Here is a 24,273-nt window from a genome sequence, read left to right as displayed (position 1 = left end):
AAAACTGTCTGCTACAAAACTTAGCAGACAGTTTTTTATATGTTTGGTGAAAGGTTCCTTGGATAACTATTTTTGACAACCACGCACTTGGAAATTGTCTATTTTAGCTAAGTAAAACGCCTTGAAGTCTTCCCAATGGTAATAAGGAGCGATAGCAGAAGGAAGAGGCAGGTTGGCTTCGTTCTCATTCAGAAGTACTTTGACAAGGATGTCGTGTGGACGCTTTTGCGAACGATAGAACACGAATTGCAGGTTGCAAGCCATAGGGAAAATACGATAATCTAACCAATTTTCATCGTCTAACAGTTCCAAGTCTTCTACTTCTTTGTCGTAGCCGTCAATTCCTAACAAGCATACCAAAGGCATTACCATGGTGTCGTGGCCATAACGAAGCGTTGCGCCAGGGTGAGAAAGTGCCACACAACTATCTGCCTCGGTAATGATACGGCGCAGCAACAACCGCTGAGAATAGGGCTGAACAGCACCATTGAGTGGCGACGGACCATAATTGATGTACCACCAAGCATTGGTTTTGAGCCAAGCGTCATACAACTCATCGTGAGTAAAAAGAGGGAGTAATGAAATCTGATGACGCAGTTCGGTGCTCTGAACATTGCAGGCAAGATTGTAAAGCTGATAGTTGAAGTCGGTTGCATTCACGCTATCTCGCCAATATAACTCGTCATTAAAAATTCTATTCATCACCCCTACATGATTATCATGCTTGCGTGCAAAGGCATCATAAATATCCTTCACCTTGCCAGGCATTTTGTTTTTATACAGAACCGTGTCGCCATATACCAAATAAGGCATATCATGTTCACTCGCATCATGCGTAACTTGCAGTTGTGGATTGATGCGTATGAGTTGATGTAAAGCATTCTCCATCGACAAGATACATCGCACAACGGTGCTACTCTTTGCGTCTATATGCGTTGTTCCGCGAAAAACTTCTGGAAAACGCTCGTACATTCGCCGTGCAATTTGTTGGTGTTGCTCGGCTCCACGCAAGGTTAGCTCACCCAATCTTCCTTTTGCCTCATTACAAATCATGCTTACTTTGCGCAATACCTCTTTGCCTGTGGGGGTCAGTTTTCCCAAACTGTCGGCATGCTGCAACGTATGAAGCGGACCGATATAGTCGGTTGGTTCGATAAGATAACGCGAACCATGTCGCCCATAATGACTTATATAAAAAGGAACATAACCCTTTGGTGCTGGTGTCAACTTGGCTTGTAACGGTCCCGGATAAGCATAATAGCCATTGGCAGCCAATAATGGGTTTTGTAATATTTCAGTTTTTGAACGCTGGGCATACACAACCGTGTAGCTAACTGCCAGTAAAAGGAGGATAAAATATTTCTTCATCGTCTTAGTCTTTGAGTCTATACCACTTACAAAAGTAGTGTTTTTAACGAGAAAAGCAAACCAGTTTTCTTATTTTCATCAACGACGATTGGTAAAAAACCAAAGCATTTGCTTTACGTTTTGCAAAAGAAATAGTATCTTTGCCTAACTGACAATGCCCTAACAAACCAAAGATGAGAGTTTGTCTAGGGGATTGCAGAACGACAAATCAACTACTATCAAACCTTTTCTATGCATTACTTATGGTCTGACGATTATTGGTTGCTCCTGATGCAACTTTACCTAAAGAAGCCAATAGGCATAAAACCTTTGTACTCACGTGCCATGGTAGATCTTAGCTTAGCACTTCATATCCCCCCACAGACATTGTATGAGCAGATGTTCAAACTGCGACGATTGGACACACCTCGCTTGGAAAAGCTTTGGAAAGAATATGCTACACATCCCAACAAATTGACTCGTGATGTAAAAATCTTGAAGAAGATGCACGGATTTGGGCAAGCTGAGACCTTTTATGATGGAGTAGAAATCAACGAAACGTTTGAGCAAGACTTCCAACCACTGAAAGAGGACAAAGAGTTAATGCCTATCATGCTCATTATCATCCTCGACTTGTATTTTCGCCTCATTCCTATGACTATGGTAAACGACACGCCAGAGATTATTAAACTGGCAAAACAGATACGTCTCAAACCCCAAAAAGTGGTAGAAATCATGGAAGTATTCCAGTTTTGTGACCCCTATCTGAATAGCGAAAATTTACTCATACATCCACTATTGGCTCCTTGTCAGGAGATTTGGCAACGATATGGCAACACGAATCCCGAACAGTTAGCTGCCTTAGCCAGTCAATTGAAAGACTACTTCTAAAGACAGTCGACAACAACAAGAATAGAGCCATTGACAGGAAGAGACGAAAGAGAGGGCGGCACCTCTTAAATAAAAACCAAAAACAAATGGTTTATAGCAAATTCTTTTGTATTTTTGCATGGACATAAAACGCCTCTTTCATTCTTGAAAAAGAACGCATTTAAGAATCGCTAATAAGCATTATGGCTCAAAAACTCATACAGACACAGAAGCAAACTCAACAACAAGTGCAACGCCTCTCGCAACAACAAATGCTACAGGTGAAGCTCTTGGAGATGCCGTTGACTGAACTGGAAGAGAGTGTAAATGCTGAATTGGATGATAATCCCGCATTAGAGAAGTCGGAATACGAAGATACTCCTGCCCATGACCATGAGCATGAAGAAGAACAAGAGGAAAACTTTGAACAGAAAACTGAAAGAGAAGAGCGAGAAGACGCTTTGGACAAAGCATTGGAAAATATTGGCAGAGACGATGAAATGCCAGAAACCTACACAGGATACCATACCAACAACAATGCTGAATACGAAGAGATAGTGTATGGAGACGCTACCTCTTTCTACGATAAGTTGAAAGAACAGATGGGTATGGAGCATCTAACGGATGAGCAACAATATGTCATGGAATATCTCATTGGCTCGCTTGATGATGACGGATATTTAAGAAAAGAGATAGATACGATTAGTGACGAACTGGCAATTTACCATAACATTGACGTATCTACAAAGCAGATAGAAAACGTTTTATCCATACTTCAAAGCTTTGATCCAGCTGGCATTGGTGCTCGTTCGTTACAAGAATGTCTCTTGTTACAAATAAAAAGACGCCCTGACGACAAGCTCAAAGAAATCTTATGGCAAGTCATTGCAAACCATTTTGAAGCCTTTACCAAAAAACATTGGGACAAAATTCAAAGTAACATGGGATTAACAGACTTGCAAATAGAAGCTGTTCAAGAGGAAATTCTAAAACTAAATCCCAAACCAGGTGCGTCGCTGGGCGAGACATTAGGCAGGAACGTTCAGCAAATAACACCCGACTTCATTGTTGAAGTAAATGATGACGATTCTATATCTTTTACCCTTAATCAGGGAAACATTCCCGAATTGACCATCTCTCCCATGTTTTCTGATATGGTGGATACGTACAGAACCAACAAGGGGAACATGAATCGACAAGAGAAAGAAGCACTCCTGTACGCCAAACAGAAGGTGGACAAAGCACAAGGATATATAGAAGCTATCAAGCAACGTCGACATACTCTCTACATAACAATGAGAGCCATTATCAATTGGCAACGAGCTTTTTTCTTAGATGGCGATGAGACTGACTTGAAACCGATGATTCTAAAAGACATAGCCGACCAAACTGGATTGGATATTTCGACCATCTCACGCGTCAGTAACTTGAAATATGCGCAAACAAAGTGGGGTACTTTTCCGCTAAAGTTCTTCTTTACCGATGGCTATATCACCGAAGAGGGCGAAGAACTCTCCACTCGAAAAATCAAATTAGCATTGAAAGAAGTCATTGAACACGAAGACAAACGCAAGCCGATGAGTGATGAATCGTTAGCCAAAGAAATGAAAAAACGAGGATATCCCGTAGCACGACGCACAATAGCGAAGTATAGAGAACAGTTGGGCATATCTGTTGCTCGCCTTAGAAAAGAATAAATACAACCTTGCATGCGAAACACAAAGCAGCAAGTCATGATAGATACGATTCGTCATACAATGATGACGAATGATAAAAAATGAAAGAAAAAAACATTATCTTAACTGCTCGTGTGATGAGTATCGTCTTCACACCGTTCTATCTACCCATCTTAGGACTGATAGTTCTATTCTTCATGAGTTATCTGAGCAACTTAGTGCCTTGGTATTACAAGCTCACCGTCATCATGATGGTGTACCTTTTTACGGTTCTTCTTCCCACCCTTCTCATTCATCTCTATCGTAAATATCAAGGCTGGACACTCATTGAGCTGGGCGTAAAAGAGAGACGCATGGTTCCTTACATTATTTCAATCGTGTGCTACTTCGTGTGTTATTACATCATGAACTTGTATCACATTCCACACTTCATCAGTAGTATCCTCGTTACTGCCCTCGCCATTCAAATTATCTGTGCGTTAATCAACGTCTGGTGGAAGATATCCACACACTCAGCAGCTATCGGTGGCGTTACAGGAGCATTGCTCGCATTTGCATTGATGTTCCAGTTTAATCCCATTTGGTGGCTATGTTTATCGTTATTGGTGGCAGGATTGGTAGGCACCAGCCGTATGATTCTAAGGCAACACAGCCTGTCTCAAGTCATCATTGGCTTTATGGTTGGCCTTGTAGCCGCCTTCTATATTATTTTAGCAATATAAAAAACACATTAAAACCCTAAAAATATGAAACCATTAGTGAGCATTATCATGGGTAGCACAAGTGACCTACCCGTTATGGAGAAAGCCTGTAAATTTCTCAATGACTTGAAAATACCATTCGAAGTCAATGCGTTATCGGCTCATCGAACACCTGCTGCCGTTGAAACATTTGCCAAAGAAGCCGCAGGTAGAGGCATTAAAGTAATCATTGCTGCTGCAGGAATGGCAGCAGCCTTACCAGGTGTGATTGCTGCCAACACTACATTACCCGTCATTGGTGTACCTATCAAGGGGATGTTAGACGGTTTAGACGCCATGCTCAGCATCATTCAGATGCCTCCAGGCATCCCAGTAGCAACAGTGGGTGTAAATGGAGCCATGAATGCAGCTATCCTTGCTGTCGAGATGTTGGCACTCTCAGACGAAGCCATTGCGCAAAAGATGAAAGAACACAAGGCTGGCTTAGGCGCAAAGATACAGAAAGCAAATGCCGATTTGTCTGCTATCAAGGACTACGAGTTCAAGACTAATTAAGGAAATATGCCAACATGATAGATCTTTTTAATTACCATCGTCGTGAGTCCTCTGTTGTACACGTGGGTAATATCACGATTGGTGGAGATAGTCCGATACGCATCCAGTCGATGACTACCACGGACACAAATGATACGGAGGCTTGCGTTGAGCAAGCCGAACGTATCATACAAGCAGGTGGCGAGTTGGTTCGACTCACTACACAAGGCAGAAGAGAGGCAGAAAACTTGAAGAACATCCATGCTGCATTACGTGCAAAGGGGCATCATACACCATTAGTTGCCGATGTTCACTTTAATGCTAACGTGGCTGATGTGGCAGCTGAAAACACCGAGAAGGTGCGTATTAACCCGGGCAACTATGTAGATCCTGCCAGAAAGTTTATTCAAATAGCGTATACTGACGAGGAATATGCACAGGAACTCAAAAAGATTGAGGACCGTTTTGTGCCTTTCCTCAACATTTGCAAAGCCAATCATACCGCCATTCGCATTGGTGTAAACCACGGTTCGCTATCCGACAGAATACGTAACCGATACGGTGATACGCCCGAAGGCATTGTAGAAAGTTGCATGGAGTTTTTGCGCATCTGCAAAAAAGAGCAATTTGAGAATGTTGTCATCTCTATCAAATCCAGCAATACCATTGTCATGGTTCAGTCGGTACGCTTATTGGTTGATGCCATGGACAAAGAAGACATGCACTATCCCTTACACCTTGGGGTGACGGAAGCTGGCGAAGGCGAAGACGGACGCATCAAGAGTGCGGTCGGCATTGGTGCTTTATTGGCAGATGGTATTGGTGATACCATCAGGGTGTCATTGTCCGAAGAACCCGAATGCGAGATACCTGTAGCAAAACACATCGTCAATTACATTACCAAACGTGCAGGACATCTCTTGATTCCTGCAGAACAAAACAAGAATTTCAATTACTTGCATCCTACACGACGCAAGACACGTGCTGTTGGCAACATCGGTGGAAACAACAAACCCATTGTCATTGCCTCGAATGAGGGAGTTAAAGCCGATTATATTTACACGGGACCAAAGGTTCCTGCCAACCGTCAAAACCACAAATACATTGTCGATTACAGCGAATATCATAGCGAGAAACATACCTACCCCATTTTTCCAGCCATGGCAATGCCCTTTATCGGCAGCATGAGGTCGGACATCAAGTTCTTAGTCTTACAGTATGGAACGCCAGTAGAAGAGTATGTGGCATGCTTAAAGGCACATCCCGAGGTAGTTGTAGTATGTGTGAGCAATCACCAGAACCGCTTAGGAGAGCAACGTGCCTTGCTTCACGAAATCATGAACCACGGTGTTGACAACCCGGTTGTCATTGCCCAAATGTATCGGCACGATGAAAAGAACGCTTTTCAACTTGATGCTGCGGTCGACATGGGTGCCTTGATGGTCGACGGATTTGTGGATGGTATATGGCTCATGAATGATGGACAATTACCCCATAGCGTGTTAGAAGAGACGGCATTCAATATTTTACAAGCAGGACGGTTGCGGATGAGTAAGACCGAATACATCAGTTGTCCGGGCTGTGGACGTACGTTGTACGATTTGCAAGATACCATTGCGCAAATCAAAGATGCCACAAAAGAAATGAAAGGGCTCAAAATTGGAATTATGGGCTGTATCGTCAATGGTCCCGGAGAGATGGCGGATGCCGACTACGGCTATGTTGGAGCTGGCCCGGGAAAGGTGTCTCTCTACAGAAAACAAACGTGTGTTAAGAAGAATATACCTACCGAAGAGGCTGTAGAGCAGTTATTAAAGCTCATCCATGACGACCAGAAAAAGGGAAACTCATGAACACCTGATATCAGTTGAATAGCACTATTCAGCGCAGCGCAAAGAGAGAAGCCATTTGTGTACTGATGAAGATACATTGATTTGTATTGTTCACCTACACAAATGGCTTTTTATGTGATTCCTTCACAGAGGGTTTCGCTCCTGATGGTTTACCACCTGTTCCTATTAAAATGATACCTTTCGGGCCATAGGTGCAAGGCATAGATGTAACCCTCGTGGTCGTAAACCTTTGCCAAGCGATATAAACGTTTTACGAAGGCTTGGTAATTCTTTTGAGATACAGGCATCCACTGCACCTCTGCCATGGCTGCCATGCGTGGCAAAAGCATGTATTCTGCCTGTTGGGAATAAGGAATGTATTCTGTCCACAAATTGGCTTGTGCACCAATAATATGCTGCTTGGCTTTCGCCGATAACGAATCGGGGGCTGGATCAAAGCTATAAACCTTCTCCACAGGTAGACACCCACCCCATGCCATGGGTTCGTTGCGTGTCTGGTCGGTTTGATAATAATCAAAATAAGCAAACTCCGTCGGTGACATAATCACATCATGTCCATCGGCTGACGCCTTGTTACCATTAGAAACACCACGCCAACTCATAATGGTTGCACTGGGATTGATGTCTCCTTCCAAGATTTCATCCCACCCTATGATAATTTTTCCTTTGCTATTAAGATATTTCTCCATGCGTTTGGTAAAATAAGCTTGCAGTTGGTGCGTATCAATACCTTCGCGTTTGGCTAACGCTTGACATTTTGGACATACTTTCCAGTAATCGCGTGGCGTTTCATCTCCGCCAATGTGGAATTCTTTCGCTGGGAAAATTGGTACCAGCTCGTCGATGATATCCTCTAAAAATGGATATATTTTCTCATTCCCCAAGCATAGTACATCCAAATAAATACCCCATCCAAAGCCAACCTCATATGGACCACCAGTACACCCTAACTCTGGAAAAGTGGCGAGTGCTGCCATCATGTGACCAGGCATATCAATCTCTGGAATTACCTTAATATGGCGCTGGCGTGCATATTCTACAATTTCGCGTGCCTCTTCCTGTGTATAATAACCACCATAAGGCGTACCATCATCCAAATCAGAGTCGCGACCTATCACTGTTCGCTGGCGAACGGAACCTATTTTAGTCAGTTCAGGATATTTCTTTATCTCTATGCGCCAACCTTGATCGTCCGTTAAATGCCAATGAAAAGTATTCATGTTGTGCAATGCCAACAGGTCGATGAATTTCTTTACAAACGAAACGGGGAAGAAATGTCGCGCACAATCGAGCATCATGCCACGATAACCAAAGCGGGGTTCATCATCAATCTCAACGGCTGGAAACACGATAGCGTCTTGATGAATCTCTTCCGCCAATGACTTTCTAAGAGTCTGAATACCATAAAACACTCCCTTAGGAGTCTTACCAGTCACACGAATGGACTTGTTAGAGACGGAAATGTGATAAGCCTCATCTCCTTTCAATTTCTTATCGAGCGCAAGGACGATGCAACCATTCTTTGCACGTCTATCATTGGTCACTGATACTTCTTTATTAGTCATAGACTTGAAGTACTGTGCAAGGAAATGGGCATTGCGTTGCATCGCTTCGTCTGTACCAGCATACACTATAAGTGTACCATCAGTAAGGCTGAAACCTTGTCCCTTTACCAACTTAATGGATTGTGGAAGAGGTACCACTTCATAATTGGCAATACCTGCATACGACTGAAAAAATAGAGTAGTTAGCAGCATGATGCATAAAATTCGTTTCATCGTTAACAACAATCTTTTTAGGTTTTAATAAATAGAAAAATGGGGTTTTTAATCCATATACTGGCAAAGTTACGCTTTTTTATTGGATTTGCGCCATTTTAACGCAATGGATTCCGCACGTATTGCACAAGGATAAGCAACAAAAATAGACTGTATTGGCGAGCAAAACAGTTTGTTTTGGTTCGCAATACAGTCTATTTTCTGTCCTTGACCTAATTTACTTTATTTGCTTGAAATGTAACCTAATCGGACCGTCCAACATATAAGGTGGTTCTGAATAAGAGTATTTCATCATTTCCACTAATTCATGCCAACTTGGTTCAGTAGGTTCTATATCATAAATAGATACTTCTAAGATTTTTTCCTTTTGTGGGGTCTTCAGCAAGCGGAAACCTATGAGAGCTTTACGCACATTGGTATGCGCCTTATCAAAGGCAACATTCACCTTCTCCAACTCATACTCGGTGAGTGAAATCTTTGGCGGACGACCGACAGCACCCTCAAAGAAGAGGGACTGACGCTCACCCACAAACTTCGCTTTCGTAGGAGCTATAAAGTAATTCTTCAGTTTGCCATCGAAATGAGGCGTCAACTGATAGCCTTCAGCAGGTGTTCCTTCGAGTTCCATTCTATCGGTCTGCATGGTGTCTATGAGCACGGCAGGGTCGTATCCCCAAGAGTTAATAAACCAGTCTTTATTGGTAATGCCCTGGAAACTCCACTTGCCCGACAAGTTGTCTGGACCCACGATGCGAATATCTGTGGTAGGATTGGTGCCAGGCAACAATCCTGTATTCTCGGCTAAACGTAGGATGACATGATCTTTCCCTTTTTCGTATTTTAAGAATTCAAGGGTTACCGTACCTGTGTTCTGTCCTGCGCGGAACACTGCCTGCTTCGCATCGTTCATAAATCTGAAGTGTACACCCTCTTGCGCTGTAGAAGCTGGATCGACCACCACGTCGAGTCTTGTCTTTTTAGCAAACGAGAAGGCACTTCCACGAGCTGTTCTTAGTCGAATCACACAATCGCGCGTCAACCCCAACTCACCCTCTTTGTCTTCAAAACTATAGATGTTTTGCCCCAAGAGTTCTACTTCTATATAATTGAGCGCACCTATTTTGACGCCTTCTACTGGTAACAACGTCAATAAGAAAGATTTAGGCTTGGACACCGCTTTACGCGTCACCTTCAGATAAGCCACCGAATCGCCCTTGTTAATGGTAAATGCGCTATCAGAGAGTTCGTAGTCTTGATGCAATACTGCGTTGGAAGAAGAGGACAAGCGATAAGGGATGCGTACGGTTGATGCCGCTTTTCCTTCGGTGACAATAGCCACAATAACCGTATCGCCCACCACATTACCTAAGATATAATGTGGCTCTTCCAAGCTCAACTCGGTATGATAATTGATCGAATCGTCTTTCGAACATGACACCACCACCAGTGCCAGTATCAATAGACAAAATCGGATAAATGTTTTCTTCATTGTCATCATAATTTTAATGATTGTTGGTTGACTTATTATATTCATCCTTAATGGCATCCACCTCTTGTTTATCGGTGGAAGACAAATCCTCTGGCTCAGGCATTTTATATACCTTTTTCAGGTAATTACTTGTTTCGCGTGGAGGTACCTCGTCTTCCTGTTGACAGGAGACAGTCCCCATTGCTGTCATCAACATGATGACGGTAGGGAGAAAAATTTTGAGATATTGTTTCATCTTCATTGTCATTTTAATTAGTAAGTAATGATTTTGTCATACCCTGGGTTCTGTTTCAAACCGCTGATTTTCTCTATTTCAGCAATAGGAATGGGGAAAGTGTACATGTACTTGCGTGTGGTGTACTTCATAGAATGGTAAGCTGTCCAGAATTCAGGTGTTCCATTGCGCTTTAACTCAAAGAATCTATCCCCTTCTAAAAACAACTCTTTACGTCTTTCCTGTAAGATGGCAGAAATCAAAGGATTGAGAGGCTTACCCTCAGCGTCCTCCTGAATCACCTCATAGGAATTGGCAGGAGGCAGCGTTGCCATGGTCCATGCTTGCGCATCTTTTACACGTGCCAACCGAAGGTCATTGAGTTCGGCTAAAGCCTCGTTTGTTTTGCCCAAATGGTAATAGCTTTCGGCTTGCATGAGCTTCAGCTCTTCGGAGCGCAACCCACAGAAGAAAGTTTTGACAGCCACACGTTCAGGGGTGACATAGAATTTGTAACGAACATCTTTTGCCGTGTCAGAAACACTAAAACTATTCAAAAAACGAATACTAACTGGGCGGTATTTGATTTCTGTCGTAGTGGCAAGGAAATCCTGATTGTTTCCCGAAGACGTACTGTAAGCCTTGATGAGCTGGTTTGACCCTACCTTGAAAGGCATACCCATTACCTCTTTATAATTATTGATTTGAAGAATTGGATAGGCTTTTAACAGTTCGGCTGTCAACGGAAGCACTTTACTCCACTGCTCTGTCCAAAAATACAATCGAGCTAAATAGCCCTTACAGACAGGCTCTGTAAAGCGGTACAACGCATCGGTGGAATGATAATTGATTGATTTTTTCAAATCAGCTTCGATGAAGTCGACCGTAGCTTGCATTGAACTCCGCAGCGGACGATCTTCAAGATTGAAGGTCTGAACCAATGCCAAGCCTAACTGACTATCCATTTTTCCATGCGCTGGTGCTTCACAAAAGTAACGCAACAGCTGATAATAACACACAGCACGCAAGCCATAAGCTGTTGCCAAGATAGTGTTGGCAGCTTTAGTGCCGTCATCATCAAGGTTGTCAATGACAATATTACAATCGCGAATGACCTGATAGAGTTGTTCATATTTGCCCGCTGCATACGTTCCACCGACAAGATTACCCACATAAAATGGCAGTCCTTGACCGCTGTTAGCAGTGAGACAAGCCTCAAAATCATCTCCACATCCAGCATCTAAATTCACAATGGTACCCACATTATCCATAAAGCCAGTGGAGCCGCCTTCGTCCATGTCATTGAGATGACTATGAAGGAGAGCCGAAAACTCTTCAGGAGTTTTAGGTACAGTCTTTCCATAAGGTTTGATATCCAAGTATTTGTCGCAGGATACAAGCGACATGGCGACGAGAATTATAAAATATATCTTTTTCATACTGATTCTAACTTTTAAAATCCAACAAATACACCCATTGAGAAACTACGTGCCATAGGATATACTGCACCCGGACTCTCGGGGTCGATTCCCGAATAATTGGTAAAGGTATAAATATTATCTGCTGTGAACGAAACACTGAGCGAGCTTAAACCAATGCGCTGAATCAACTTGGTGTCAAAACTATAAGCTAAATTCAGTGAGCCAATCTTAAAGTAAGAAACGTCTTCCAATAAAGAGGCTTTGGTAATTTTTGGAGAGGAAACCACATAATTGTCCAAACCATAATATTTGCCATACGCATCGAGAATACGAGGATGTGCATCGGTTCGATGATTCTTTGTGGTCCAACGATTCACCACATCCCTTGTCACATTGAGGTGATTCACATATAAGTCGTTCATTTGTGAGAGTCCTTTTTCTACTGGGGTGCCACTCAAAGAACCATAACCTACAGGACTATTGATCTGATTGAGAATCTTTCCACCCAAAGAATACGTGCCGGATAAGCTCAATGTCAATCGCTTATAAGACAAGCTCATGCTATATCCGCCATTGGTAGGTGCGTTAGAAGTACCCAAATAGAACAAATAATTTTCCGCATTGTTGCGGTCTGCAGAGGTTTCAAATACAGCATCAGGGCGTGGCTCGTACGTAATGAGTCCTAACCGACTATCAATGCCAGCTACTTTTCCGCTGAAGATGGAACCGATAGGATAGCCCACATAGATTCCTTCACCTAAACCTGAAACAATAGACTTGTACTCCAACAACCTGTTGCGATTGTAGGCGATGTTTCCAGAGATTAACAAATTCCAGTCGTCTTGCTTAATCACCTGAGCCGACAAGGTGAATTCTGCACCTGTATTTGACAACTTAGAAGTGTTGAACGATTGGTTTCTGAAACCTGTAGAATAAGGAATAAACACCTCTGAAACCGCATCACTCGTTATGCGTTTATAGATTTCACCCGTCATTCGGATGCGATCATTCAAAAATCCTGCATCGATAGACACCTTCATATCTTTGGTTTTCTCCCATCGCAAATTGGGATTTGGTGCCTTCTTTATCCAGCCCATCCGATAATAGTCGGTATCTGTTTTGCGGAAAGACTGTCGATAATCCATGATCACTTGTGGATGAACCGACTTATTGATGTTACCCGTAAACCCATAAGCAGTGCGTAAAGACAAGCTACTGATAATAGGTTTAAGCTTTTCCATAAACGATTCTTGGTCAACATTCCACGACAGACCTAATGAGCCTGTGGGGTTGAACTGTTCCTTGCTACCAAAATTATTGCTACCATCTGTTCTGCCCGTAAACGAAAATACATAACGATTGTTATACACATAATCTGCAGAAAAATAAAACGATGCAAACCTGTCTTCTACAATGTTTTGTCCCGACAGATTATCCATGAGTAAAGCATAGTTTTTCAAGTCGTTATACTCAAAAGTCTTACCTTCTGGATAGACTGGCATGGCAGAATTACCAGACACGGGGTCGTACCCATAGCGTTTAGCAAAGATACTCTTTGCATATTGTCCACGGATTTCTGAACCCAATAACCCACTGATATAATGTTTGTCATTGAAGGTGTTGAAGTAATGCAACTGTCCTCGCAAATTATAACTACTATTGTAGGAAGAGCTTTGCGCAATAGAAGAATAAGTACGCTTAGAGGTTAATGTCTTTAAATCGAAAGGACGGTCTTGCCAAGCTGTATAAGTATCTTTATCATTGATATTATCTCCGTTGTTGGTTGTGTAGCTGTATGAGCCTAAACCTTCAAAGTTAAGATTATCAATAATATTGATAGTGATGTTTCCAATAACGGTTGTAGAGAAGTTTTTGGTCTTGCTGGACGTATTATTTATCTCTCTCATGATGTTCACCCCGTTATCGGGCAAAGGCAAGGTTGATTTAGAACCGTTAGCGAGCATGATATTATAATAAGTCTGATCAGCTGCATAGTTCCCTTGCTCGTCATACACACGCTCATAAGGGTTGGCAAAATAGGCGTATTTAAACAAGTCTACTGCCAAAGAAGGACTATTAGACGTTTGCCAACCTAAATCTAATGACAACCCAAATTTTACACGTTTGTTGGGCTTGATGTCCAACTTAGAATTGATGTTGTAGCGTGAATAATCGGTTTTCTTCACCAATCCTGCATTCTCAGAATAGCCTAAAGAGACATAAAAAGTACTCTTCTCCGAACCTCCCGATAAAGACAAGTTGTGGCTTTGCGATACAGAATTGCGGAAAAGCTCATCGAACCAGTTGGTTGTATGACTGCCTAAGCGGGCGATTTCTGCATCCTGCTGTTCCTTATTCATACCCTTATACTGTCCATATCCCGAACGAATCATGCCCACAATGCCTATCACAGGGTAACGTTCGTTCTTCTCGAAATAGGGTTTAGAGTACTCATCCCACAGTTCTTGCTCCCAAGCAAGTTTCTCTTTCGAATCCATTAAGTCGACTGCGCGTGGTGGACGAGTGACCATGGTAGCATTGGCAGAATAGTTGATACGTAATTTTCCTGCCACTCCTCGCTTGGTTGTCACCACAATGACACCACCCGCAGCACGTGAACCATAAATGGCTGCTGCCGATGCATCTTTCAAAACGGTAACGCTCTCAATGTCATTCGGATTGATACCTGCAATACCATTGGAAAAAATATCGCTGAAATTGCCTGACAACATTTGTGCTTTCGAGATGGTGGGCAAATCTTTTTGAAGTGCTACCCCATCTACCACCCACAACGGGTCTGCATTTCCAGTAATGGTATTGGTACCACGAATACGCACTTTGGCAGATTCGCCAGGACGTCCAGAGAGTGCTTTGACATCAACACCTGCCATCTTTCCTTGTAACAGCATATCCAAATTGGCGGTAGGATTCTTATTCAAATCCTTTGCCGTAATGGTAGATACCGAACCAGTGGTACGCCGTTTGGTGGTACGAGTATATCCCGTTACAACCACTTGTTCCAACAACGAGGCGTCATTTTCAAGCACAATGTTCTTTGTCAAAGCGCTTGTCACCTTGATAGTCTTAGATTTCATGCCCAAATACGACACCGTAATGGTATTTCCTCTATCTACCCACAATGAAATTTTACCGTCCATATCGGCAATCACTCCGACAGGTTTACCCTTCACTTTCACCGTGGCACCTCCTAAGGGATTGCCATCTGTGTCAGTAATGGTAGTGACTACCTGCACCATGGCATCGCTCTCTTGTGGATTTTGAGCTACGATTGCCAAAGAGATGAGGCAGAAACAAAAAAATAATAATGCTTTTTTTCTCATAAAAAAGAATATAAATAGATTATTGATGATTTACTATATCAACGTCTCTCGGTGAGAGTTTTAACAGATGATCGAGAAAATAATAACGTATCAAATTATCATAATAAGGGCCGTACACGGCATGATCCATGCCTGGCAATACCATGAAATCGAATCGTTTGTTGGCCTTAATCAGCGCATCTGCCATTCGCAAGGTAGATGCCCATGGCACATTGTCGTCTACATCACCAGAAATAAGTAACAATTTACCTTTCAGTTGATGCGCTAACTCCATATTGGTGGGCACACGTTTTAAGCCATGATAAGTCTCACCCCACCACTGTATATAGATATTGTTGTCATGATTGCCCGATGCTGCCACAGCCACCTTATAGAAATCTGGATAAGTGAGCAGGGCTGTCACCGACTCGGCAGCGCCTCCTGAATGTCCATAAATGCCCACACGAGCAAGGTCAATAAACGGATAGCGTTGAGCCAATGTCTCGATAGTATGTTTATCATCGCCCACAGCATAATCTCTTAAATTGCCATAACCGTAGGTATAAAAGGCTTTGTCACGAATGGGAGAACTGCCGCGCGGCTGAACATTAATCACCACAAAGCCCAACTCTGCCAAACTTTGGTTGCCATTGTCATCTATCACAAATGCTCTGGGTACTTGATCGGCTTGTGGACCGGGATAAACATTGGAGATGATAGGATATTTCTTGGTGGCATCAAAATTAGAAGGCAGATACATCACCCCTGTTAATTCTGTTTTTTTGTCGGGTGCTTTCACGGAAATAAGCTTTGGCTTTATCCAACCTGCAGCCATAAGTAGCTGTTCGTTGGCACGCTTTATATCGTATCTGTGGCTTGGATGACGTACATCTATTACCTGAAAGATGGGCGGCATGTCCATACGCGAATAAGTGTCAATAGCATATTGACGGTTATCCGAGAACTCAAGTGTATGTGTTCCGTTGCCAGGTGTCAACAGTTGCTGATGCTTACCATTGAGCGTAACCGTGTAAAAGTATCGATAATTAGGATCAATACCTTTTTCTTGTCCGTAACCAGCAAAGATCATCGTATTGGAAAGTGTGTCAATATGCACAATAGTGCTCGCCACTAACTGGTCTCCTCGGGTTATCCGATGGAGCAATTTACCGTTTTTATCATAGAGATAATAATTGCCTCGTCCTGTTCTATCCGACCACCAAATGATTTGCTGACCATGATTTACCAACCGATAGTTCATCTCATTAATATTAAGATGTGGCTTAGAAACCTCGGTTATCAATACTCTCACCTTACCTGTTTGTACGTCGATATGACATAATTGCAGCGTGTCAACCCCTCGACTGCGACGGGTAAAATAAATGTCACGACCATTATGGCGGTCGTTTAATTCTACATACTGGTCGTTAAACTTTTCTATGGGCAGTAATTTTGCCTCATCTGTATCAGCATTATACCAAAACAATTTGTATTGGCGTACATGTTTTTCATTGGGTAGGGGCATCTTTTTGGTTTTTAACCGTGGGCGTGGTTTTGCCAATGCATTGATGATATACAGGTCGGCAACCTGACTATCATCCTGAACAAAACACACAAATCGGTGTCCGTACCAGCTGCCAGTAATGTTACTTCCTAAGAGTGTGTCTTTTGCCGAACGGTGACAATACGACGCATACGCTTTACCGTCGGTGGTAAGCTGCCTAATTTTTCCCGTGAGGTTGTTTCTTACGTAAAGATTGTATTGGTCACCAAGCATCGTAAAAGCCGAATCAACAGTTTGATAGGGATATTTTTGACGGTCTTCTCTCTCAAGAGTATTGCTTTCTTGAGATGTCTTTTGAAGTAGCAGTTTTCCTGTCTTTCGATTAAATAGCTTGACAGTACCTTTGTTCTTAAAGGTAAATAGTTGACTATTCCCTTTCACAAATTGTACATTCAAGTATCGTAATTGGTCATTGCCAAAAGCAGTATCTCCTGTAAGTTGTTGATATTGCTTCAGGAAAGCAGGTACATCAGCGATCAATTTTTCTCGCTTTCCCGTCTTTGCATCTAAGATATAACGCACCAAATGACCATTCTCCATGCGGTGATAGTTCACAAATGTAGATTTATCTATCCATGTCGGAGATGCCAAAACATCACTACTCAGGCGCTTTTTAACTGCCTTTTCTGAATGTAATGCTACCTGCTGCCAATTTGTTTGTTGTGCCCAAGCAAAAATAGGAGGTGCTAAAAGTAATGTAAGAATAATTTTTCTCATCTACCTACGCTTTGTTTTTTCTGCCAATTTTACGGCTTGCAATGCATTTAAGCTACCACCACTGATGCTTGCATCTTTATTTTTCATTGGCTGAACACTATTCATTAAAATCTCTACTACTTGTGATGCTTTCAATTTCGGAAAATAACTCCTTATCAAAGCAGCTACTCCACTTACAATGGGAGCCGCAATAGAAGTTCCATTCTCGGTAGCATACTGATTGCCTGGTACAACAGAAGTAATCTCTTCACCCGGTGCAAATAAGTGTACACGTTGCTTTCCGTAGTTGGATATGGAGGACACAGCTCCCTTTTTAGTAGAAGCACCCACCCTTATAAAATTGGGATAAAACTTTCCATGGGCATCCAAACCTGTAGGAAAGTAATCGAGCGAATCCACATTCAAGTGATTATTACCAGCCGCATGCACAATCAAAACATCTTTTTGAGCAGCGTATGCAAGGGCATTATTCACCATTTGAGGGGTTGGAGAGGTATATTTTCCTAAACTGATATTGATTACTTTTGCGCCATTATCAACCGCATAACGAATAGCTGAGGCGATATCTTTATCGTATTCATCGCCATCGGGAGCAGCACGAATAATCATGAGCTGGGCTTTTGGATACACTCCTCTCCAAATTTCATGACCATTTTTTCCTTGACCTGCAATGACACCAGCCACAAAAGTTCCATGATAGCAACCATCGATTGTTAGTATAGGATTGCCATAAAATCGGTCTGTCTCATCCAAGAGATTATCTCCCATGAGCAATCGCTTATCCTTTGCACGCTCAATTCCGTTAATTCTCGTTTTCATCAACTGAAGATGATTATTTTGTTGATGAACAAATTGCGTCCACTTCATGGTTGTTTTGGCACGTAAGAGGTCGGCATAAATCTTCTCTGCCGATTGTTCCCACAGTGTGTCTGGTACTTGCAGGTGCATCACGCCATTGATTGTGATGGTGTCGATAGCTGCATAACGGCGTACCAAGGCATCCATAGTTTGCAATGCTTTATTCTTAATGATTGAATACTGATACATGCGAAGATAATTAGCAATACCAGCTTTCTTTTTCATTTGCAAATAATAGTGATATTCTATACTGTCCGCAGTGTTCACCTGGTTGATATTTTTATACTTTGGATACAAACGCTTAAACTGTCGATATTCTTCAGTACCTGCACTGGTCATGTTAAACGATCCATCTGCCGTACCTAAGAAATTCCAACCATGAACGTCATCAATATAGCCATTTTTATCATTATCTTTTCCATCTCCTGCAACTTCTTTAGGATTTCTCCACAAAGCATCCTGCAAATCAACAACAGTAGTATCAATGCCTGAATCGATAATTCCTACAATGATTGGCTTTTGCTTTTTTTGATGATACTTTGAAAGGTATTGAAGAGCAGCATCAATAGCAGCTCCCTGGACAGAATCGGGATTTAATCGATACCAATTATTTGGTTCAGCAGCACGAGCGAATGCGACTGATGAAAGACCTAAACAAAATAACAAGCAACTTGAAAACAAAAATTTTCTACAAAACATCCAGCAAATAAATTTGAAAATAAAATACAAATGTAATACTTTTGAAATAAAATAACAACATTTTAACTGATTTTCATTTCACTAATGAATCTATAGTATAAGATTCTAATTCGTTAACTTGATAACCAATGAAATTCTTGCTTACTACTCTATCCAAAAAAGTCAGGCTGTTTTGTGCATAAAAACAGGCTGACTTTTCCTAAATATTGTCTATTACTATTTTTTGAAAACATTATCAAACGCTCACCATAATATTATTTCTGCTGCGAAAAAGCTTGTTGTTCTGCCTTCGCAACAATCTCTTCTCGGGAAAGTTCGGCAGCATTGATATCATCCAAGTGAAGTTCATCTATTTCTGTTTCTAATGAAGAAGTTGGTTCTTCTTCTTTCAATTGGTCATCGTCTGTAAATACTTCTTCTTGAAAAGGAGACTCATGCTTCTCTATCTCGGTAGTCTTCGTAATGATAAAATCGTCTTTAGGAGCTACATCTGGAACTATCGCCACAGGTTCTTCCTCCATTTTTGTACGATTTGTCTTAGCAACAAACACCTCGTCAATAAACTTTGGTTGACGTTTTAATTGTTCCAAAGTGAGTTTACTCGCCAATTGTTGGCTCTCCTTCTTACTAAATCCTTCGCCTGAACACCCTTCAATGCCTTCCAATTCGACAAGATATTTGAAAATGGGATTTCCATTTTCATCCTTCTTTTGTTCCAACAAATTGAAATGAATCTTGACTCTATTCTTCTGACTCCACTCTATCAGCTTGCTTTTAAAATTAACTTCTTTATAAGCAACCTTATCTATATTGAGCATTTCTGACAATATACGATTTTTCATAAATCGCATACAAGCATCATAGCCACGATCCAAATAAATAGCACCTACCAAGGCTTCGAAAGCATTTCCGCCCACATAGCTATTGTGAGAAGAACTACGACCACTGCTCAATAACAGCTTACATATTCCCATCTCGTTTGCCAATTTGTTCAATGTGCTGCGTTGAACCAATTTACTACGGGTATTTGTTAAGAATCCCTCTCGTTTTCCAGGAAAATGTTCATAAACAATATGACCGACGATAGCATCGAGGACGGCATCTCCAAGAAACTCTAAGCGTTCGTTGTTCACTGGTCTTCCCTTGGCATTGCGTCGCATCACACTTTTATGCATCAAGGCTAATTTATAATAACTTATATCGTGGGGATAAAAACCAATGATGTTATATAAAGACGAATAAAGCTCCCTCTCTTTTCGGAAAGGGAGCTTTATTCTGTCTATCAAATTATTCAGCATATTTTTTGAATACTACACAAGCATTATGTCCACCAAAACCGAAAGTGTTACTCATTGCTACACGCACTTCACGTTTGCGTGGCTGGTTAAATGTAAAGTCCAAACGATAATCTATCTCTGGATCTTCATCATTCTCCTCATGGTTGATGGTAGGGGGAATGATATCATTTTTAATCGCCAATACACTTGCCATTGCTTCCACGGCACCAGCAGCTCCCAACAAGTGTCCTGTCATACTCTTGGTAGAACTGATACTCAACTCGTAGGCATGTTCACCAAATACATCTTTAATGGCTTTGGCTTCCGAAATATCTCCTACTGGAGTAGAAGTTCCGTGAACATTGATATAATCCACTTCTTCGGGTTGTAACCCTGCATCTTTCAATGCTTCGGTCATTACAAGTTTTGCTCCCAAGCCTTCAGGATGACTGGCTGTGATATGATAAGCATCGGCACTGGCTCCTTCACCCACCATTTCGGCGTAGATTTTTGCGCCACGTGCTTTCGCATGTTCTAATTCTTCAAGAATCAAACAGCCTGCTCCCTCGCCCATCACGAAACCATCTCGACTGGCACTGAAAGGTCTTGAGGCATGCGCAGGGTCATCATTTCTGGTAGACAATGCATGCATGGCGTTAAATCCTCCAACACCACTTTCGCAAATAGCTGCTTCTGCACCTCCTGAAACAATGATATTTGCTTTACCCAATCGTATTTGGTTAAAAGCATCTGCCAAAGCCGAACTGGATGAAGCACAAGCACTGGTAGTGGCATAGTTGGGTCCATGGAATCCAAAATGAATGGATATCTGTCCAGCAGCAATGTCGGAAATCATCTTAGGGATGAAGAATGGATTGAATTTTGGACCGTCTTCTTTATGCTGTCCATAATATACCACCTCATCCTCAAATGTCTTAATACCGCCAATGCCAACGCCAAAGATAACACCAATACGATTTTTATCTACCGTGTCCAAGTTTATTTCTGCATCCTTTACACCCTGCATAGCAGCAATCATTGCTAATTGAGTGAAACGATCTAATTTGCGAGCTTCCTTTCTATCAATATAATCATTGATATTCAAGTCTTTTACCTCACAAGCAAATTTAGTCTTGAAGTTGGAAGTGTCAAATAATGTAATAGGAGCAGCACCGCTTTTACCTGCCAACATGTTTTTCCATGTCTCTTCAGGCGTATTACCAATAGGTGTTACGGCACCCAGTCCCGTTACTACTACTCTTTTTAATTCCATAGATTTAATTCCTAATAATTGATTAAAAGCAAATTGAAATTGAGCTGAAAGAATCCTCTCAGCTCAATTATATTTTGGCTTTTAATTATTTTGCATTTTCTTCAATGTAAGAAATTGCATCACCAACCGTAGCAATATTTTCAGCTTTATCGTCTGGAATAGAAATACCAAATTCCTTTTCAAATTCCATAATCAATTCTACTGTATCCAATGAATCAGCTCCAAGATCGTTTGTAAAACTTGCTTCTGGCTTTACTTCAGCTTCATCAACTCCGAGTTTATCAACGATAATAGCTTTTACTTTGCTTTCAATTTCAGACATAATTGTAATTCTTTTAAGTGTTTATAATTTAATCTCTATCAAAAATACGGATGCAAAGAAACACATTTTTATTCACATTTACAAGTATTTTGCCTAAAAAAGTACTATTTCTTGCACAATATCACTATTATTGTGCAATTATAAGCATTATTTCAATGAAAATATCTGTGTTTGATAAAGTTATCATGAACTAAATTGTCCCATCTTTGAAAAATATTTTTAAGATTCTAACAACTAATATAATTGACAATACTTCTACCAATTATTAAAATCAAAGCAAATTTTGAAAACACAAAAAACGTGTTCTTTTATTTTGCCATTCACCTTTTATTATTTATATTTGCAACATTAACATAAACCAAAACATTATGTCATTTAGCGAACAATGTAACAAAATTTTTAATCAAGCCATTGACGATTATCATGTAAAAGATCATATAGATACTCCAATTCAAAATCCTTATGATAGGGAATCTATTGAAAATCGATTATACCTGAAGTGTTGGATTGACACCGTTCAATGGCATTTTGAAGATATTATCAGAGATCCGCACATTGATCCTATGGAGGCACTGGCGCTAAAAAGGCGCATTGACCAATCAAACCAAGACCGTACCGATTTAGTGGAGCAGATAGATAGCTATTTCAGACAACAATATAGCGATGTGCAGGTACTTCCAGATGCACGTATCAATACTGAAAGTCCAGCTTGGGCGATTGACAGACTGTCGATATTGGCTCTGAAAATCTACCACATGAAAGAACAAGCGGAAAGAAAAGATGCTTCTTCAGAACATCAATTAAAGTGTACTTCTAAACTGAATGTTCTTTTAGAGCAACAAAAAGACTTAGGAACTGCCATTGATCAACTACTTGAAGACATCGAAGCGGGACGTAAATATATGAAGGTGTACAAACAGATGAAAATGTACAACGACCCTTCTACCAATCCTGTTCTCTACAAAAAATAGATGAAAACAGAGCATCTACTCATTATACGTTTCTCGGCAATGGGCGATGTAGCCATGACTGTGCCAGTGATTTATTCTTTGGCACAACAATATCCACAACTTCGCATTAGCGTCTTAAGCAGACCTTATGCTCAAGCTTTCTTTGACAATTTGGCACCAAACGTGGACTTTATGGCGGCTGACTTAAAGCAAGAATATCGAAAAATAAGAGGACTAAACAAACTTTATCGCCGCCTTACAGCCAAACAATTCACTGCCGTAGCAGATTTTCATGATACCCTGCGGTCTAAATACCTTCGAATGAGGTTTTTTATGGATCGCTTCAAGGTGGCTCATATTGACAAACATCGCTCGGAAAAACGTAAACTTATTGATCATCAAAATAAAGTATTAAAGCCCATTCAATCTTCTTTTCAAAATTATGCTGATGTACTGTCTGAATTAGGATATCCCATAAAATTAAATTTTAATTCTATATTCCCGACCAACAACGAAGCATTTACATCTTTAATACCTAAAATAGGCAACTATAAAGAGAACGAAAAATGGATAGGATTAGCACCTTTTGCAGCGCATACGGGTAAAATTTACCCCTTGACACAGATGGAACAAACCCTGCAAGGCTTACTAAAAAAATATCCAACAGCACGCATTTTTTTGTTCGGAGGCAGTAATCAAGAAAAAAAATATTTTTGCAATGGACTAAAAAATATCCTTCTTGTACGGTTGTCCCTACTACCCTGTATTCATTACAAGAAGAACTAATATTGATGTCTCGATTAGATGTCATGATAAGCATGGATAGTGCCAACATGCATTTGGCGTCATTGGTGAACACACCTGTTGTCAGTATTTGGGGTGCCACTCATCCTTATGCAGGGTTCATGGGTTGGAACCAAAGCATCGAGAATGCTGTACAAACAGACTTACCATGTCGTCCATGCTCTATATATGGTGAAAAGCCTTGCCGTCGAAAAGACTACGCTTGCTTATATCAAATAAAACCAGAACAAATTATTCAACAAGTTGATAAAATATTATCTCGTAAAGATAAGTTACATTAATTATTAATTAAAACAAACAAGATTATGAAAAAGTACGTATGCGAAACTTGTGGTTATGTATATGACCCAGCACAAGGTGATCCAGATAGCGGTATCGAACCTGGAACAGCTTTTGAAGACCTGCCAGAAGATTGGGTATGCCCTCTCTGCGGTGTAGGTAAAGAAGATTTCTCTGTAGTAGAAGAGTAAATAAAAAATACACTTGATAATTTCATCAAGTAAAAAATTTTCAAAAATAGCAATGAGTATTATTCATCTCTCATTGCTATTTTTTTGTATCTCTTAATAGATTGTCAACCAATAAGTTACAATGCTAAAATTAATT

18 protein-coding genes and 1 pseudogene are annotated in these 24,273 nt (G+C 41.1%); 8 read left to right on the top strand and 11 right to left on the bottom strand.

Going from position 1 to position 24,273, the window contains the following annotated elements; all coding sequences use genetic code 11:
* Positions 1 to 66: 66 nt before the first annotated feature.
* Complete coding sequence (locus BN35_RS04970) at positions 67 to 1,368, bottom strand: histidine-type phosphatase (protein WP_025071787.1); 1,302 nt, start codon at positions 1,366 to 1,368, stop codon at positions 67 to 69.
* 231 nt (positions 1,369 to 1,599) lie between these two features.
* Here BN35_RS04970 and BN35_RS04965 point away from each other — a divergent pair, with 231 nt between their 5' ends.
* The 5 genes from BN35_RS04965 to BN35_RS04945 all read left to right on the top strand — a co-directional run bounded on the left by BN35_RS04965 (position 1,600) and on the right by BN35_RS04945 (position 6,981).
* Positions 1,600 to 2,238, top strand: coding sequence for a hypothetical protein (locus BN35_RS04965; protein WP_025071788.1), 639 nt, complete (start codon positions 1,600 to 1,602; stop codon positions 2,236 to 2,238).
* A gap of 182 nt (positions 2,239 to 2,420) precedes the next feature.
* Complete coding sequence (gene rpoN / locus BN35_RS04960) at positions 2,421 to 3,914, top strand: RNA polymerase factor sigma-54 (protein ID WP_028900852.1); 1,494 nt, start codon at positions 2,421 to 2,423, stop codon at positions 3,912 to 3,914.
* Positions 3,915 to 3,994: 80 nt separating this feature from the next.
* Positions 3,995 to 4,615: a phosphatase PAP2 family protein gene (locus BN35_RS04955; protein WP_025071790.1), complete on the top strand. Its 621-nt coding sequence runs from the start codon at positions 3,995 to 3,997 to the stop codon at positions 4,613 to 4,615.
* Between the two features lie 24 nt (positions 4,616 to 4,639).
* Positions 4,640 to 5,149, top strand: a complete 510-nt coding sequence (gene purE, locus BN35_RS04950) for a 5-(carboxyamino)imidazole ribonucleotide mutase (protein WP_028900851.1) — start codon at positions 4,640 to 4,642, stop codon at positions 5,147 to 5,149.
* Between the two features lie 14 nt (positions 5,150 to 5,163).
* Positions 5,164 to 6,981 carry a 4-hydroxy-3-methylbut-2-en-1-yl diphosphate synthase gene (locus tag BN35_RS04945; RefSeq protein ID WP_028900850.1) on the top strand — a complete coding sequence of 606 codons (1,818 nt, stop codon included), beginning with the start codon at positions 5,164 to 5,166 and terminating at the stop codon, positions 6,979 to 6,981.
* A 149-nt stretch (positions 6,982 to 7,130) separates the two neighbouring features.
* Here BN35_RS04945 and BN35_RS04940 read toward each other — a convergent pair whose 3' ends face one another.
* The 10 genes from BN35_RS04940 to BN35_RS04895 all read right to left on the bottom strand — a co-directional run bounded on the left by BN35_RS04940 (position 7,131) and on the right by BN35_RS04895 (position 21,913).
* Positions 7,131 to 8,759 carry a beta-N-acetylhexosaminidase gene (locus BN35_RS04940; RefSeq protein ID WP_025071791.1) on the bottom strand — a complete coding sequence of 543 codons (1,629 nt, stop codon included), beginning with the start codon at positions 8,757 to 8,759 and terminating at the stop codon, positions 7,131 to 7,133.
* A gap of 217 nt (positions 8,760 to 8,976) precedes the next feature.
* Positions 8,977 to 10,248 carry a hypothetical protein gene (locus BN35_RS04935; protein WP_234396650.1) on the bottom strand — a complete coding sequence of 424 codons (1,272 nt, stop codon included), beginning with the start codon at positions 10,246 to 10,248 and terminating at the stop codon, positions 8,977 to 8,979.
* 13 nt (positions 10,249 to 10,261) lie between these two features.
* Positions 10,262 to 10,483 (bottom strand): hypothetical protein, encoded by a 222-nt coding sequence (locus BN35_RS04930; RefSeq protein ID WP_145992939.1) that lies wholly within the window; start codon positions 10,481 to 10,483, stop codon positions 10,262 to 10,264.
* Between the two features lie 17 nt (positions 10,484 to 10,500).
* The gene (locus BN35_RS04925; protein ID WP_028900846.1) at positions 10,501 to 11,901 is read right to left on the bottom strand and encodes a RagB/SusD family nutrient uptake outer membrane protein; all 1,401 of its coding nucleotides are present in this window, start codon (positions 11,899 to 11,901) and stop codon (positions 10,501 to 10,503) included.
* A 14-nt stretch (positions 11,902 to 11,915) separates the two neighbouring features.
* Positions 11,916 to 15,224, bottom strand: a complete 3,309-nt coding sequence (locus BN35_RS04920; RefSeq protein WP_025071793.1) for a SusC/RagA family TonB-linked outer membrane protein — start codon at positions 15,222 to 15,224, stop codon at positions 11,916 to 11,918.
* Between the two features lie 19 nt (positions 15,225 to 15,243).
* A complete protein-coding gene (locus BN35_RS04915; protein WP_025071794.1) occupies positions 15,244 to 17,484 on the bottom strand; it encodes a S9 family peptidase in 2,241 nt (746 codons plus the stop codon).
* Positions 17,485 to 19,008: a S8 family serine peptidase gene (locus BN35_RS04910; RefSeq protein WP_234396653.1), complete on the bottom strand. Its 1,524-nt coding sequence runs from the start codon at positions 19,006 to 19,008 to the stop codon at positions 17,485 to 17,487.
* 287 nt (positions 19,009 to 19,295) lie between these two features.
* Complete coding sequence (gene rnc, locus BN35_RS04905; RefSeq protein WP_028900845.1) at positions 19,296 to 20,339, bottom strand: ribonuclease III; 1,044 nt, start codon at positions 20,337 to 20,339, stop codon at positions 19,296 to 19,298.
* The gene (gene fabF, locus BN35_RS04900) at positions 20,329 to 21,591 is read right to left on the bottom strand and encodes a beta-ketoacyl-ACP synthase II (RefSeq protein ID WP_025071796.1); all 1,263 of its coding nucleotides are present in this window, start codon (positions 21,589 to 21,591) and stop codon (positions 20,329 to 20,331) included. The genes rnc and fabF overlap by 11 nt, the downstream gene beginning before the upstream one ends.
* A gap of 85 nt (positions 21,592 to 21,676) precedes the next feature.
* Positions 21,677 to 21,913, bottom strand: coding sequence for an acyl carrier protein (locus BN35_RS04895; protein ID WP_008125219.1), 237 nt, complete (start codon positions 21,911 to 21,913; stop codon positions 21,677 to 21,679).
* Positions 21,914 to 22,281: 368 nt separating this feature from the next.
* Here BN35_RS04895 and BN35_RS04890 point away from each other — a divergent pair, with 368 nt between their 5' ends.
* From BN35_RS04890 to rd, 3 genes and pseudogenes are all read left to right on the top strand, one after another.
* Entirely contained in the window at positions 22,282 to 22,884 is a 603-nt protein-coding gene (locus BN35_RS04890) for a DUF4254 domain-containing protein (protein ID WP_025071797.1), read from the top strand.
* A pseudogene (locus tag BN35_RS04885) lies at positions 22,885 to 23,948 on the top strand (glycosyltransferase family 9 protein).
* 24 nt (positions 23,949 to 23,972) lie between these two features.
* The gene (gene rd, locus BN35_RS04880; protein WP_008125213.1) at positions 23,973 to 24,137 is read left to right on the top strand and encodes a rubredoxin; all 165 of its coding nucleotides are present in this window, start codon (positions 23,973 to 23,975) and stop codon (positions 24,135 to 24,137) included.
* The last annotated feature ends 136 nt before the right edge of the window (positions 24,138 to 24,273 follow it).

It is taken from the genome of Hoylesella timonensis 4401737 = DSM 22865 = JCM 15640 (assembly GCF_000455445.1).
Lineage (GTDB): Bacteria > Bacteroidota > Bacteroidia > Bacteroidales > Bacteroidaceae > Prevotella > Prevotella timonensis.
This window is presented reverse-complemented; position numbering and strand designations above follow the sequence as displayed.

Bases quoted from the DNA above. Each gene is read 5' to 3' on its own strand.
- BN35_RS04925 (WP_028900846.1), bottom strand. From the start codon at position 11,901: ATGAAAAAGATATATTTTATAATTCTCGTCGCCATGTCGCTTGTATCC.
- rpoN (WP_028900852.1), top strand. From the start codon at position 2,421: ATGGCTCAAAAACTCATACAGACACAGAAGCAAACTCAACAACAAGTG.
- BN35_RS04965 (WP_025071788.1), top strand. From the start codon at position 1,600: ATGCATTACTTATGGTCTGACGATTATTGGTTGCTCCTGATGCAACTT.
- BN35_RS04915 (WP_025071794.1), bottom strand. From the start codon at position 17,484: ATGAGAAAAATTATTCTTACATTACTTTTAGCACCTCCTATTTTTGCT.
- BN35_RS04955 (WP_025071790.1), top strand. From the start codon at position 3,995: ATGAAAGAAAAAAACATTATCTTAACTGCTCGTGTGATGAGTATCGTC.
- rnc (WP_028900845.1), bottom strand. From the start codon at position 20,339: ATGCTGAATAATTTGATAGACAGAATAAAGCTCCCTTTCCGAAAAGAG.
- BN35_RS04970 (WP_025071787.1), bottom strand. From the start codon at position 1,368: ATGAAGAAATATTTTATCCTCCTTTTACTGGCAGTTAGCTACACGGTT.
- rd (WP_008125213.1), top strand. From the start codon at position 23,973: ATGAAAAAGTACGTATGCGAAACTTGTGGTTATGTATATGACCCAGCA.
- BN35_RS04920 (WP_025071793.1), bottom strand. From the start codon at position 15,224: ATGAGAAAAAAAGCATTATTATTTTTTTGTTTCTGCCTCATCTCTTTG.
- BN35_RS04945 (WP_028900850.1), top strand. From the start codon at position 5,164: ATGATAGATCTTTTTAATTACCATCGTCGTGAGTCCTCTGTTGTACAC.
- BN35_RS04940 (WP_025071791.1), bottom strand. From the start codon at position 8,759: ATGAAACGAATTTTATGCATCATGCTGCTAACTACTCTATTTTTTCAG.
- BN35_RS04930 (WP_145992939.1), bottom strand. From the start codon at position 10,483: ATGAAACAATATCTCAAAATTTTTCTCCCTACCGTCATCATGTTGATG.
- BN35_RS04895 (WP_008125219.1), bottom strand. From the start codon at position 21,913: ATGTCTGAAATTGAAAGCAAAGTAAAAGCTATTATCGTTGATAAACTC.
- BN35_RS04890 (WP_025071797.1), top strand. From the start codon at position 22,282: ATGTCATTTAGCGAACAATGTAACAAAATTTTTAATCAAGCCATTGAC.
- BN35_RS04935 (WP_234396650.1), bottom strand. From the start codon at position 10,248: ATGAAGAAAACATTTATCCGATTTTGTCTATTGATACTGGCACTGGTG.
- purE (WP_028900851.1), top strand. From the start codon at position 4,640: ATGAAACCATTAGTGAGCATTATCATGGGTAGCACAAGTGACCTACCC.
- fabF (WP_025071796.1), bottom strand. From the start codon at position 21,591: ATGGAATTAAAAAGAGTAGTAGTAACGGGACTGGGTGCCGTAACACCT.